The following is a 14,389-nucleotide window of genomic DNA, read 5'->3' on the forward strand; positions in this document are numbered from 1 at the left end:
TCTTATCCAATAACCCCCAATAAATCAGCTTCTCTTACGATTAAGTAATCTTTACCTTCTAACTTCAATTCAGCTCCTGAATATTTTCCATAAAGAACTTTGTCACCTACCTGAACAGTTGTAGGCTCATCCTTTTTACCAGGACCTACTGCCACTACAGTACCTTCTTGCGGCTTTTCCTTTGCAGTATCCGGGATGATAATACCTGAAGCTGTTTTAGTTTCTGCTGCGATTGGCTCTACCAGAACTCTGTCTGCCAATGGTTTAAAGTTTACTGACATAATATGTTTATTTATTAATTATTTCTGCATTGTATTTCTCTAAATGTATGCCATGAGACGCTGATGGCTGAAATGGCAGACTTTTATTTCCGAATGTGAAAATTTGGCAGAAAAATTATTTTTTGCGAGAAGGAAACCCGAAAAGATAACTGGTTGCTACAGGTACTACAAACAGAAGAACGGTAATGGTGGAAACCAGAATTTCCATCGTATGGCTGCTTAAAAAATGGGCAAAAGCTGTGGAAGGGTAGAAGTGTTCATATAAAGAGAGACTAAGTTTAATCCCTAAAATAGCAATAACAATAAATGCTGCCGTTTCCAGAAAAGGGAATTTTTGCATGAGACGAACAAACCATTGAGCAATAAATCTCATAGCTAAGATCCCAATGAAAACCCCAAGAGTAATAAGAAGCAGATTATCTGAAAAAGCCACAGCGGCAAAAACATTATCAATAGAAAAAGCAAGGTCCATTACTTCTACCAGTGCAACGGTAGCCCAGAATTTACCCATAAGCCCAATGGAATTTCTATACAGCCAGCTGGATTCTTTGTCAGGATTTTCTTCCTGCTCCTCTTCCTCGTTTTTATTTTTAAATTTCTTGATAAACCAGTCAACGGCAATGTAGATCAGATATACACCTCCCAAAGGTTTTAACCACCATACGGAAATCAGTACGGATGCGAAAATAAGGGCCAGTCCGCGAAAGACATAAGCTCCCAATATTCCGTATTTTAAGGCTCTTTTTCTTTGATGCTCCGGCAGGTCCATCACAATAGTGGCCAATACTGCGGCATTGTCTACGGAAAGTAAGCTTTCAATAAGGATCAGATTGGCAATAATGGCCATAGATTTTGTAGGATTTTGAAGAATATCATTAAGGAGGTGTGTAAAATCAGGAAGTATCATTTTTTTAAAGAGTAGTATTTTGATTAAGTTTGGAAATAATGGCAGCAGAAATAGTGATGCCAATGAAATTGGTAAGAGATCTGGCTTCATTCATAAAGCGGTCTACGCTGTAGAGTAAAGCAAGATCGGTAACAGGAATTTTTCCGAATCGGCTCAGAGTGAATATTAAGGCAAGAAAACCCGATCCTGGCACACCTGAAGCTGTTTTCGATGCAATTGAAATGATGATGAAAAGCGAGAAATAATCTTGTATATTAAGAGAAATATTATAAAACTGAACAAGGAAAATAGATGAAATAGAAAGGTAAATACATGCTCCTGCCAGGTTGAAATTATAACCGAGAGGGATCACAAAACGAAGAATTTTTCGATCATACCCCTGTGATTCCATCTTGTCAAAAATCATAGGGAAAGCCGTCTTGGAAGAAGAGGTAGCTACCACCAGAATGATTTCTTCTTTAATGCTGATCAGAAGATCCCATAGGTTAATTTTAAAATAAGCGGTAACTACTCCCAATATTCCGAAAATAAAAAAAAGGCAGGCAAGATAAACAGTCGCTACAATCTTACTGAGCGGCAATAAAGTATTAATTCCATACACGGATATAGCATAAGCGATATTGCAGAAAATAACGATGGGAAGGAAGATATAGACATATTTGATCAGTTTAAAAAAGAAATTTTTCCCTTCATCCAAAAAATGAAGAATTTTATCTTTTCCCTTAGAAATGCCTATAAAAATACCTGTTGAGATTGATAAGAGAAGTAAGATTACATAATTGCTGAGATATAATGGATTGTGAGTTTGGATCAAAAAACGCTCCGGCAAACTTTTATTAAGAGTTGCCAGGTTAATTCCGGTATTGGCCCCCGGTTTTAACAGAAAAGCAAAAGAAAACCCTAATACGATACTGACAGAAGTAATGATAAGGAAATAAAGGACCATTTGCCCTACAATTCTGAAGGCGTTTTTAATACTGAAAATATAACTTATCCCATAAGTCACTGCAATGAAAATTACAGGAACTATCAGAACCTCAAGAAGTACAAAAAAATAATGACTTACTTTTTCCAGGCGTTTGCTGATTTCCGGAAAATAATAACCGGTTAATGCTCCACAGATAATGGCTGTGAATACATACAGAGTAAGGTTCCTTAAATAGGAGTCTGTAAAAGTTTTTTGCTTGAATAATGGTTTCACCCTATTTCTTTTTGTTAAATAAGAACACGAAATTTACAGAATTTACCTTAAATAATCCCAAGAGCCAATGCGCTAAGCAGCATGACGATAGAAGACCCGATTGCCCATTTCAACGTAAATTTCAAATGGTCAGAAAACTCAACACCAGCCAATGATACCAATAAATAAGTTGAAGGAACCAAAGGGCTTAACAAGTGAGATGCCTGGCCCACAAGACTTGCACGGCCTAAAATATCGGGAGAAATACCTAGTTGATGACCGGTGGAAGTAATAACAGGCAAAATTCCAAAATAGTAAGCATCATTGGTAAGGAAAAAAGTTAACGGAACACTGAATATGGCAGTAATAACATTCAAATAACCTCCCCAGCTTTTAGGAACAATATCAATAATACTGTTTCCCATAGAGGTCATAATTCCGGTACCGTTCAGAATTCCCGTGAAAATTCCTGCTCCAAAAATCATTCCTGCAACAGATAAGGCATTGCCAGCATGTTTTGAAATAATCTTCTGTTGGTCTTTCAGTTTAGGATAATTGATGACAGAAGCTATACAGAAAGCAATCATAAAAGCAATTCCTAAGGGAATAATATCAAGAATCATTACGGTTAAAAGAATCATTGTCAAAATCAGATTAACAATAATTAATTTGGGACGGCGTAAAGCAGGATCATTTTCGCCAGCAATATCCTGGCCGCTATATTTTGTATATTTTCCATGTGCTGCTATTCTTTTTTTCTCCCTGATCCCAAGGATATAGGCAACAATGATTACCCAGACAATTCCTATCAGCATTACGGGAATCATTGGAACAAATATCTCTGTGTGACCGAGTTTCAGAGAGCTCATCACCCTTGCAGTAGGACCTCCCCAGGGTAAAATGTTCATAATTCCTCCGGCCAGCATAATAATACAGGTGAGCACCAAAGGGTTCATGCCTTGCTTTTTGTAGAGCGGAAGCAAAGCAGCAACAACAATAATATAAGTAGAAGAGCCATCGCCATCTAAAGAAACCAGTGTTGTAAGAATGGCCGTTCCAATGGTGGTTTTTACCGGATTATCTCCTACCGCTTTCAATATCGTATTGACAAGCGGTTCAAAGAGCCCTGTATCAATCATCAGACTGAAATAGAGGATCGCAAAAATGAGCATGACTCCGGTAAGGGCAATTTCTTTTACCCCATCTTTCATCATTTTGCCCAAATCAGGACCAAAACCCGCAATCACAGCAATAAGTACGGGAATAAGAACGAGAGCAGTAAGAGGCGTCATCTTTTTGTTCATGATGAGGATCATGAAGATGAAAATCATTAAAAAGCCGAGAAATGTAAGCATAGTTAGTTTTATATAGATTTAAGATGGTGTTATTGATTTTTCTTTCTCCAGTCAAAAGTATTTCTGAAACCTATAAAGCCGTAGTTACTTGTTTTTCCGGTTTCCAGCTGATTGATAAAGGCAATTTCCAAAGCAGAATTTTTCCCCGTTTTTATGCCAAGGCCTGCGGTAATACGGTTGCTGTCGAAGGGTTCTTCCTTATCAATGTTCATTCTTATTTCATTTTTAAGAATACCGTAAAGCCTTTCCTTTTCCCCTTTTTTATTGAAAGGAATTCTGACGGAAATCAGATATCGGATCCTTACCTCGAATTCATCCGGATTGCTGAGAAATCGTTCTTCCACTCTGAGTCGGTTTGATATTGAAGTTCTGCCAATGTAATAATCAGCAGTTACCTGTTGAAAAGGTCTTTTTTCATATCTTATTTTTTTAGAATCATCAGTATTATAAGACTCTAGAATTAAAAACATAAACCCCGCAGCAGGCTTTATATTTTCTACGACTTCATAGTCTACATAGGCATTCACAAGAAAAAGTCTTGTATCATAGGCCAAATCAAATGAACGGTATTGGGTAAGGGCAGTTAAAGTACTTTTATCAGTAATCTTTGCTGACATCAGGTACTGAAACCACATATTATAATTATCCTTACTCTGGGCATTAAAAAGTCCACTTACCAGGCAAAATGATAAAATAAGCGTTAATTGTATATTAAGTTTCATGTAATATTTGATTAATATTGTAGTTTCTCAAATATATTTATTAGAAGAAGCGGCTTTTGATTTTTTCAATCAATGGCAGTTTTTCTCAACGAACTGCATTTTGAGACAAAAAGATATTATATTTGATGCGTTTCAAAATAAGGTATGGACTATGTTTTTAATCATTAATTTTATTATTATATTATTGATTATCAGAATTTTATTTAATGGTAAAATTCTGGAAAGCCTTATGAAGTATCGTTGGAAATTCCTGTTGAGGTTTCAGCATATTTTTTTCCTTTTTATCTTCATTTTGATGACTTATTTCACCGAAAACTACTTCCTGGATTCTACTGAACTGGCAATAAGCATTATTTTAAACACGATTTTTAATATCGGAATTTATTATCTGGTGTATTATTATCTTGTACCCCGGTTCTATCTATCCAACAGATATCCGGAGTTTATACTCTATGCTTTAATCTGTTTTTTGATTTCCAGCCTTTTCCGAATTCTTTGGGAACCTGCAATCTTTGAAATGGATTTCAGTAAACAAGGATATCATGTAGGTTTTCTCTATAATGTTTACATTTCACAGGGAATCGTTATCCTTGTTGCTTCGTTTCTGGGAATTACCAAAGACAAATTTTTAATTGAACAGGATGTAATCAGCCTTGGAGAAGAGAAGGACCAGCTTTATCTTGATTTACTGAAATCTAAGCTGAACCCTCATTTTTTACTGAATACTCTTAATAATATATATGCCAACAGTTTTACTCATTCTGAGAAAACCTCGGATTCTATTTTGCAGTTGAGCAGGCTTCTTAAATATATCATTTATGACAGTGGGAAAGAAAAAGTAACGGTTTCTCAGGAATTTTCTTCATTGAAAGCTCTTGCGGCTTTGTATCAGCTTAAATATAATAATCAGCTTGATATTGCCATGGATATTGAAGATCAGGAAGAATTTGACATTGCAGAAATTCCGTCTGCAATACTTCTTACTTTATTTGAAAATGCATTAAAACACTCGGCAATAGGAGAAGATGCTGATGGTTTTATAAAATTATTCTGTAATATTGAGCGTTCTGAATTGTATTTTGAAATTATAAATTCTGTCGGGAAAGATAGAATTGATGCGGTTGAATCTAATTATCACGGATTGGGTAATGAAGCAATTATTCATATATTGGAAAAATTTTATCCGGATCAGTATGAATTTTATTCAGGGCCTAAAGAGAGTGATCAATATAAAATTGCTTTAACAATTACTATCAATGGCTAATCTTACTATCGTTAATGTAGATGACGAATATCCTGCATTGCAGCTTGTAAAACAATATTGTGAACAGCTTGAAGATGTTGAGCTGCTGGCTTCATTTCAGAAGCCGGAAGAAGCACTTGCTTTTCTGAAAACGAATAAAGTGGATCTGGTTGTTTTCGATATCAATATGCCGGGCATTAATGGAGTTGAACTTTTGCAGCAGCTTTCAGATCCACCTCTATGTATTTTCCTTACACTGGAATCAAAATATGCAGTGAAAGCATTTGAATTGGATGTTGTTCATTATCTTATCAAACCTGTGGATTTTGATACTTTTAAAAAGGCGGTCAACAAAGCAAAAGATTTTTTTCAATTTAAAAATTCGGCTAATCATCAACATCAGGAAGACTATATCATGTTTAAATCCAATTATGTGATGAATAAAGTGTTTCTTAAAGATATTCTTTGGATACAGGGATTTGGAGAATATATTGTTTTGATGACCCCATTGAAAAAGTACATGATTTTGGAGAGAATGTCAAATTTTGAAGAGAAATTTCATCATTTCGGTTTTATCAGAATTCATAAATCCTATATTGTACTTTCCAGGCATATCAATTCCTATGATTCTAACAGTGTTTATCTTAAAAACGGAGAGCAGCTTCCGTTGGGAAGAACCTATAAAAAGAATCTAAAAGAGTATTTAAGCTAAAAAATAAGGCCGGAAAATTCCGGCCTTATTGTAATTTGTTTTCAGAGAATTAATTACGGGCATTGTTGTCCCGGTCCAATCCACAGGATGCATAGTCCTTTGTAGTTGTATTCACAACAAAAGCGTCCTCCTGCTCCTCCATTGATTGCTTTCTGAAGCTCTCTGCTTAATGGTTTTGCATTTTTCATAGTTAATAATATTTTGATTTGTAGATTCCTGAGCATTTAAAGTCAATCAGGACTTTGACATTTGGTGTAAAAGAAGTGAATCAAAGATAATATTTTTCCTTATTATGTGATATATTTTATTTCTTTTTTTTTAATAAAATTTTGATTATCAGTTACTGACGATTAATAAGCAGAAAGGAATGTAAACAAAGAAAGCCGGAAACTTCCGGCTTTCTAGTCAATTGCTATCAAATGATAGAACTAAGGACAATGTCGTCCCGTTCCTATCCATAAAGTACATTTTCCGTTATCATCACGCTCACAGCAAACGATTTTTGCCGCAGAAGCACCTCCATTGATTGCTTTCTGAAGCTCTCTGCTTAATGGTTTTGCATTTTTCATAATTAATATAATATTTGATTGGTATTTCCTGAGCATTTAAAGTCAATCAGGTTTTTGACATTTGGTGTTTTTTGTTGAATCAAATATAACGTGTTTTTAACCAGGTTGTTATGTTGTTTATAGACGAGAGCCGGTTGTTTGTAAGCCGTATTTATTGAATAAGTTCTAAAGACATTTTTCTTCCATTCATATCCATATCCTGCTTCAGAGCTTTTCTGGTCTGAACATCAATATAATAAGTAGTAGTGGTCATCTTGTTGGAAATATCATCAGTAGTTTTTACAACCCATGTAGGTTTACCTTTATAATCTGATTTTTTTACTTCCAGAATATAGGCTTTCATCATCCCTTTTTTCTCAGATTTGGGGTTGTAATCAAAAATAGAAATATCAGCAGTATAACCTTCTTTTAAAGGGAGAAATCTTATCAGCATAGGGTAGCTGCTGCTGTCAAAATAATTTTTTACCTGGGTATCGATAACGTCTTTTTTACCGGACTTTTTATCCAGATAATATCCGGTTACTTTATCCCTATCAGATTTAAGAACCATATCTCTCATCATATTGAAAGAAGAATGATAGACGGGTAGAAAATCAGATGCTTTTACAATAGTGGAATCTGTCCAAGCAGCATCCGGAGCTTGTTTCAGCTTTACGGTGGTCCTGATAAGAAGATCCGTTTTATTTAACTTTCGGGTTTCTGTAATAATGTTCCCTACTTCTATTCTTGAACCTGCATTCTCGGCATACCAGACCGTTTCAGAAGTTTCGTCTTTTATTCGCTTGGAATCAATTCCGGAGTTTTCCGGGGTAAGGAGTTTTTGAGAAAAAAAATGAGCACTACTTAGTAGCAAAAGGAAAAGAAATGTTCTCATAGTCTTTTTACTAATAAGTAGTGCTGTATAGATTGAACGTTACAACCTTTTGATTTTTAGCTTTTTCCAGCTGCCTGCATTGGATTTACCTTACCATTCGCACCTCCTCTTACAGAACCGGCTTCCTGCTTTTGTTTAAACAGTTGGAATTTTGAAGTTTCCGTACCAGACCCTGCGCTGCTCCAGAAATTATTGGTCGTATCAATATCTGCTGTTTCTCTCATTGGGTCAAGCTGAATTGATTTTAATTTCTTATCAAAATAATAGGTCTTCGAGACTTTTTGTTCATTCAGTCTCCAGATCTGTGCTGCAGATTTATCATATAATTTTGAACCGTCTTCAAAAGTAAATTCAAGAATAATCGGCATTACAAGCCCGCCCTTGTTGACAAAATCGATCTGATAAGCGGTCAGGTTTTTGAATTTATCTTTATCCTTCGCATCCAAAGGAATTCCTGCATCCGTTTTAATAGTATATTCCTTTGTATTATCAACCTTCTCCTGTCCTCTGTCATATCTGTAATAGAAATCCTGAGCTTCTTTATCCTGATCAACATAGAATTTAATATTCTTATCTTCTCTGTTTCTGATTTTTGAAAGGTCCTCAAAGCTGCTGACTAATGGTTTTTCTACCTGATACTTCATTTCTGAAGCTGCTTTTGGATTGGTTGTTAAATCCGGAACAGCTACTGTTACTTTGTCAATAGCGATGTCTACAGGATCTGTACCATAGAACCAGCCTCTCCAGAACCAGTCAAGATCTTCACCGCTGGCATCTTCCATCGTGCGGAAAAGGTCTGCAGGTTCAGGATGTTTAAATGCCCATCTTTTAGCATAGGTTTTAAAAGCTTTATCGAAAAGTTCTCTTCCCATAATGGTTTCACGAAGAATATTCAATCCTGTAGCCGGTTTTGAATAAGCATTCGGGCCATACTGAACAATATTTTCAGAATTGCTCATGATAGGTTCCAGTTGATCCTTCGGAAGTTTCATATAATCTACGATCGTCCATGCCGGCCCTCTTTTAGATGGAAATTTATTATCCCATTTTTCTTCCGTAAGATATTCTGTGAATGTATTTAGCCCTTCATCCATCCATGCCCATTGTCTTTCATCAGAATTAATGATCATAGGGAAGAAGTTGTGTCCTACTTCATGGATGACTACACCAATCATTCCGTTTTTAATTCCTTCAGAATAGGTTCCGTCTTTCTCGGTTCTTCCGAAATTGAAGCAGATCATTGGATACTCCATTCCGTTAGCAGCCTCTACAGATTGAGCTACAGGATATGGATATGGAATAGTAAATTCAGAATACGTTTTAATGGTATGTGCTACCGCTTTTGTAGAAAACTTTCTGTACAGGCCATAAGATTCTTTAGGATAGAAACTCATTGCCATTACCTTATTATTATTTTCAGGAATGATTACACGCATTCCGTCCCAGACAAATTTTCTGGAAGAAGTCCATGCAAAATCACGAACATCCTTAGCTTCAAAAACCCAGGTTTTTCTTTGTTTTGAATGATTTTTCTCTGCTTTTTTAGCCTCATCCAGAGTTACAATTTCTATAGGTTCAGATGCATTTTCTGCTTTTCTGTATCTTGATAACTGGTCAGAAGTCAATACCTGATCGTAGTTTTTGCATTCTCCGGTTCCCCCTACAATGTGATCGGCAGGAACATTCATTGAAACTTTAAAATCTCCGAATACCAAAGCGAATTCTCCTCTTCCTGTAAACTGATGATTCTGCCAGCCCTGGAAGTCACTGTAAACACACATTCTCGGGTACCATTGAGCCATTGTATAAAGATCATTGCCATCTTCAGGGAAGTTTTCATAACCGCCGCGGCCACCCATTTTCATCCTGTTGGAAATATTGTAGTTCCAGTCTACTTTGAAAACGAATTTTTCACCTTTCTTCAAAACTTTTGGAAGGTCAATACGCATCATGGTTTTGTTGACGGTATATTTTAAAGGATTACCGGAAGCATCCGTTACCTTTTCAAGATTTACTCCATAACCGTTATCTTTTACGGGAAGCTCAGTTGCTTTTAGCTGCTGATCTGTAGTGGAAGGGCGAAGAACAGAAGAAGCATCATATCCTGCGTTTTTTATGCTTGAGTGTTCATTTTCATCAAGCTGTAACCAGATATAATCAAGCTCATCCGGAGAATTATTGTAATAAGTCACCGTTTCCGAACCTTTCAGATTCCTTTTATCTTCATCGAGATAGGCGGTAATGTTGTAATCCGCCCTGTTTTGCCAGTATCCGTGTCCGGGAGCTCCGGAAGCGGTTCTGTAAATATTGGGTGTCGGGAGAATGGTTCCCAGCTGCTCAAACCTATTTCCATGATTGCTGCCGGGATTATTCTGAATATTTTGTGCGGTGAAACCTGTATAAGTAAATACAGAAAGTGAAAGTATAACAACTTTTAGTTTCATAACCGAATTGATTTTTTAATGATCAAAGATAGTAATAAGCTATCGAAAAAATAAAAATATTTCATTTTTAAAAAGGAATCCTTTCCAAAGTCATTTTTAGAGATAAAGCAAATACTCCGGAAGAAACAAATAGAATCCAGTCTTTTTTATTCACTTTAAAAAGATTGAGAAGAATAAAGAGGATAATCAAAATAGCAGCAACAATCACGATTTGCCCCAGTTCCAGACCAATATTGAATCCTAAAAGTGGTACTGCAATACTTTGGCTTTTTGCAATCATAACTCTTGCTGTGTTGGCAAATCCCATTCCGTGGACGAGACCGAAGATTAAAGCAAGATAATAATTAGCCCGCATCAGTGTTTGTTTTTGATTTTTCATGATGATATTATCCAGTGAGGTCAGAACGATAGTGAGGGGAATTAAAAATTCAACCCAATCGGAAGGTACTCTGAAAACATCAAGAATACTTAGAGCCAGTGTAATAGAATGCCCGATAGTAAATGCGGTGACAAGAATCAGAATCTTTTTCCAGTCACTGTAAGAATAAACAGCAATCAGTGCCAGTACAAATAACTGATGATCTAAGGCATCCAGAGAGATGATGTGCTCCCACCCAAGGTGTAAGTAAAATAGAAAATCCTGCATTTTGAATATGAATTATTAGAATTTGAATATTTTGTTAAAAAGGTTAATTTACTGTATTTGTTTTATTTTTTGTTTGTTTTTAATTGTTGATATGGTGAAATATCTTTGTGTCGAATAAAAATTGTATAATTGTATTGCAAAAAAATAACAATGGATATTAAAAAATTATTCTTTACAAAAGTAAACATTTCACATGGAGGAGCGAAGCTTCTCAGAAATGCTACTGCAGCTTTTTTAGGATTGTATTCCTACGCTTTTTACGGTCAAGTACAAAAACTTGATTCCAGATTTGATGTTTTATTGAAGAACAAGGAGAGTATTGCAAAAGGGAGAGTCATAAAAGAACTTGAACGTGCTGATATGAAACTGGATCAGCATTTGGTGGTAACCTCTAAAGGAGCACAAACCATGTATTCATGTATTATCTATACAAAAGAACCGGAAAAATTGAAATCTGACGGTTTTTTGGTTCAGAGCCAGCTGCCAACCTTTTCTACGGCTTTAGTTACTATTGATGACATCGAAAGACTAATGCAGCTTCCCTATGTAACCTCTGTAATGGCTCCTGCTTTTGATGAACTTCACAATGATGTAAGCAGAGCACAATCCGGGGCGAGTCTTTTACAAGATGGAGCTTTTAATAATACAGCTTATAACGGAACTGGTGTTTTGGTTGGGATTTATGATACCGGAATAGACTGGAAACACCCGGATTTCAGAAAAGCAGATGATCAGACAAAGAGCCGGATTGTTTCCATTTGGGATCAGACCTTAACAGCACAATCGGGAGAAACAACACCAACAGGGTTTTCAACAGGGGTAGAATATACAAGAGCACAGATTGAGGACGAACTTGATGGTACGCCTACAGGTTTTGTTCGTGAAAATGATACGAACGGACATGGTACTCACGTTTCAGGAACGGCAGCCGGAAATGGTGCTGCTTTTGCAGATAAAAGACATAAAGGATTTTCCTCTGATGCAGATATTGTATTTGTAAAAGGTGGTAACGGATCTTTTCCTACTACTAATACGATCAATGCTTTAACTTATTTCAAAAATGTAGCAACAGCTCTCAATAAACCCATCGTTGTCAATATGAGTATCGGAGGGCAGGGAAGTGCACATGACGGAACAGCTTCTCATGAAGTGGCGGTTAATAATTTTACAACTTCAGGCCCGGGAAGGGTAGTGGTTATTTCTGCCGGAAATGATTATGGAGCCAATCTTCACCGAAAAGTAGATATAGAACCTAATGCTGCACAGACTTATAGCTTCACAGTGGCAAGTAATACTTCTGCAGCATCTGTTTTTTCTTTTTTAATGTATGCTAATGATAATACAGCTGTTACGGCAAAACTAACAACACCGGATGGCCAGCAGTATACCCAGAATATAAGTACAACCACAAACCATAGTATTTTAGGGGGTGGATTTATAGCTGCAATGTATAATTATTGGAGTACAGATAACAATAAACGATATGTTCAGCTGGTGATTAGCAGAGTTTCAGGTTCTACAGCTAATTGCCAGGGTAATTATACATTGGAAATTACCAACAATGGAGCCCAGCAGATCACTACCCACGGCTGGCTTTATAGCCAGGGAGTAACAACAACACTTCAAAACGGAGATAATGAGTATATTGTAGGAACTCCCGGAAATGCTTCCAATGCCATTACTGTGGCATCTTACATGGGAAGGGCAAGCTGGTATAGCGGAACAAGTGGTTATTATACACTGACTCCGCAAGAATCAATATCTTCATTTAGTTCCCAAGGCCCTAGAGCTGATGGATTTCTGAAACCAGATATTGCGGGCTCAGGGCAGAATGTCATTTCTTCGAGATCAGCAGATTCTTCTCCCGGAACAACAGATATTATTGCCGGTACCAATTATTATGTAAAAAACCAGGGAACGAGTATGTCTTCGCCTGGAATTGCAGGAGCTGTAGGATTACTGCTTCAGGCCAATCCGGCATTAACGGCGGCACAGGTAAAGGCACGTCTTACCTCTAATGCCAGAATGGATGGGGCTACAGGAACTGTTCCCAACACAAGATGGGGATATGGTAAATTAGATATCTATAAAGCCGTTACTGATGAATTAGGATGTGTGAAATCTAATTTTGAAGTTGTAGGTTATGATGAACCTTATGTTATAGCCAATACAGAAGCTAATTATTACTTTGATAACACTGCTTTAGCGGTTCGGTATACCCCTGCATTAACTGGAAAGCTGGGAGGTTTCTCCTTTTTAACAGGAACCACGCTTACTTCAGATATTCCGGTAGATATTCAGATCAGAAAAGTGGATGCGAATGGAAATCCGGGAGATATTATTGCCACTAAAACCATTACTTCCTGGCTGAATAATACACAAAGATTTACCTGGAACTACATTAATCTTTCAGATCTGAATGTACAAACCACAACCGGAAAAGAATTTTATATTGTAGTTAACGGTTTAGGAGGAAGAATTGCTATGAAAGCAGAAAATGCGGTGGTTAATAACAGATCTAAAACTTCTACAGACGGTACAACCTGGACTTCCCGAACTTTTGATCTTAAAATGAGAGCAACAGTATATGAAAATATTGCAGAAGTAAAGAATCTGGCAACATCCAATCAAACTAAAGCCATTACAGTGGCAAACGGGTATAATTATTTTACCAACTCCTGTCAGCTTATTTCGAGAGTTGAAAAAGAAGCAGCAAGTACTGTAACAGGAAGTGTGACTTCAAAAGTATGGGTAGACAATGCTCAGCCAAATTATGTTTCAAGAAGATTTGAAATCAATCCGGCAGCCAATGCATCCTCAGCAACCGGAAAAGTAACTCTTTATTTTAAACAGGCAGAATTTGATGCTTATAACCTTACAAATACAGTTAAGCTGCCTACTTCTCCTACTGATGCCGCAAACAAAGCTAACCTTATTATTGAAAAATATGATGGAACGAGTAATACCGGTACAGTAGCTTCTTTTGGAAGTGCTGCAACGATTATTACTCCGAATATTGCCGATATTATGTGGAACGATACTTACCAATATTGGGAAGTGAGCTTCCAGACCACAGGATTTGGTGGGTATTTTGTGAAGACAAATTCAACATTGGGAACAGCTGATGTTAAGCTAAACTCAGAAGTGAACATCACCCCGAATCCGGCAAAAGATTTTGTAAATGTAAGCTTAGGAAGATATTCTAAAGGTTTGATAACCATTTATGATGTTTCAGGAAAACTGATTAAAACGGTAAATGTAAATGCTAATTCTACTAAAATTGATGTTTCTGAACTAATAAGAGGAACCTATCTGTTTACCATTACATTGAATGATAATACTGTGGTTACTAAAAAAATAATTAAACAATAAATAAATTATATACCAGTACAGGATAAAAAAGCAGCAGTTTTATAACTGCTGCTTTTTCTATATTTGTTATCTAAATACAGAATC

At 36.5% G+C, this 14,389-nt stretch carries 13 protein-coding genes; 3 read left to right on the top strand and 10 right to left on the bottom strand.

Annotated elements, in window-relative coordinates; all coding sequences use genetic code 11:
• Positions 1-2: 2 nt before the first annotated feature.
• The 5 genes from groES to F3J23_RS00885 form a co-directional block, all read right to left on the bottom strand.
• Positions 3-281 (bottom strand): co-chaperone GroES, encoded by a 279-nt coding sequence (groES, locus tag F3J23_RS00865; protein WP_167022675.1) that lies wholly within the window; start codon positions 279-281, stop codon positions 3-5.
• 115 nt (positions 282-396) lie between these two features.
• Positions 397-1,188, bottom strand: coding sequence for a TerC family protein (locus tag F3J23_RS00870; protein ID WP_167022678.1), 792 nt, complete (start codon positions 1,186-1,188; stop codon positions 397-399).
• Positions 1,189-1,192: 4 nt separating this feature from the next.
• Positions 1,193-2,389 (bottom strand): cation:dicarboxylate symporter family transporter, encoded by a 1,197-nt coding sequence (locus F3J23_RS00875; RefSeq protein ID WP_167022681.1) that lies wholly within the window; start codon positions 2,387-2,389, stop codon positions 1,193-1,195.
• A 47-nt stretch (positions 2,390-2,436) separates the two neighbouring features.
• Positions 2,437-3,723 (bottom strand): CitMHS family transporter, encoded by a 1,287-nt coding sequence (locus F3J23_RS00880; protein WP_167022684.1) that lies wholly within the window; start codon positions 3,721-3,723, stop codon positions 2,437-2,439.
• Between the two features lie 29 nt (positions 3,724-3,752).
• Positions 3,753-4,445, bottom strand: coding sequence for a DUF2490 domain-containing protein (locus F3J23_RS00885; RefSeq protein ID WP_167022687.1), 693 nt, complete (start codon positions 4,443-4,445; stop codon positions 3,753-3,755).
• Positions 4,446-4,596: 151 nt separating this feature from the next.
• Here F3J23_RS00885 and F3J23_RS00890 point away from each other — a divergent pair, with 151 nt between their 5' ends.
• Together F3J23_RS00890 and F3J23_RS00895 are read left to right on the top strand one after the other, a co-directional pair.
• Entirely contained in the window at positions 4,597-5,709 is a 1,113-nt protein-coding gene (locus tag F3J23_RS00890; RefSeq protein WP_228455242.1) for a sensor histidine kinase, read from the top strand.
• On the top strand, positions 5,702-6,400 hold the full coding sequence (locus F3J23_RS00895) for a LytR/AlgR family response regulator transcription factor (protein ID WP_167022690.1): 699 nt from the start codon (positions 5,702-5,704) through the stop codon (positions 6,398-6,400). Before F3J23_RS00890 ends, F3J23_RS00895 begins: the two co-directional genes overlap by 8 nt.
• A 53-nt stretch (positions 6,401-6,453) precedes the next feature.
• Here F3J23_RS00895 and F3J23_RS21695 read toward each other — a convergent pair whose 3' ends face one another.
• The 5 genes from F3J23_RS21695 to F3J23_RS00915 form a co-directional block, all read right to left on the bottom strand.
• Positions 6,454-6,588, bottom strand: a complete 135-nt coding sequence (locus tag F3J23_RS21695; protein WP_262888135.1) for a hypothetical protein — start codon at positions 6,586-6,588, stop codon at positions 6,454-6,456.
• A 240-nt stretch (positions 6,589-6,828) separates the two neighbouring features.
• Positions 6,829-6,969: a hypothetical protein gene (locus tag F3J23_RS00900; protein ID WP_167022693.1), complete on the bottom strand. Its 141-nt coding sequence runs from the start codon at positions 6,967-6,969 to the stop codon at positions 6,829-6,831.
• Between the two features lie 151 nt (positions 6,970-7,120).
• On the bottom strand, positions 7,121-7,843 hold the full coding sequence (locus F3J23_RS00905; RefSeq protein WP_167022696.1) for a hypothetical protein: 723 nt from the start codon (positions 7,841-7,843) through the stop codon (positions 7,121-7,123).
• 56 nt (positions 7,844-7,899) lie between these two features.
• The gene (locus F3J23_RS00910) at positions 7,900-10,287 is read right to left on the bottom strand and encodes a M1 family metallopeptidase (RefSeq protein ID WP_167022699.1); all 2,388 of its coding nucleotides are present in this window, start codon (positions 10,285-10,287) and stop codon (positions 7,900-7,902) included.
• 67 nt (positions 10,288-10,354) lie between these two features.
• Positions 10,355-10,933 carry a HupE/UreJ family protein gene (locus F3J23_RS00915; RefSeq protein ID WP_167022702.1) on the bottom strand — a complete coding sequence of 193 codons (579 nt, stop codon included), beginning with the start codon at positions 10,931-10,933 and terminating at the stop codon, positions 10,355-10,357.
• 150 nt (positions 10,934-11,083) lie between these two features.
• Here F3J23_RS00915 and F3J23_RS00920 point away from each other — a divergent pair, with 150 nt between their 5' ends.
• Positions 11,084-14,305, top strand: coding sequence for a S8/S53 family peptidase (locus F3J23_RS00920; RefSeq protein ID WP_167022705.1), 3,222 nt, complete (start codon positions 11,084-11,086; stop codon positions 14,303-14,305).
• Positions 14,306-14,389: the final 84 nt, after the last annotated feature.

The organism is Chryseobacterium sp. Tr-659 (assembly GCF_011752975.1).
Taxonomy (GTDB): domain Bacteria; phylum Bacteroidota; class Bacteroidia; order Flavobacteriales; family Weeksellaceae; genus Chryseobacterium.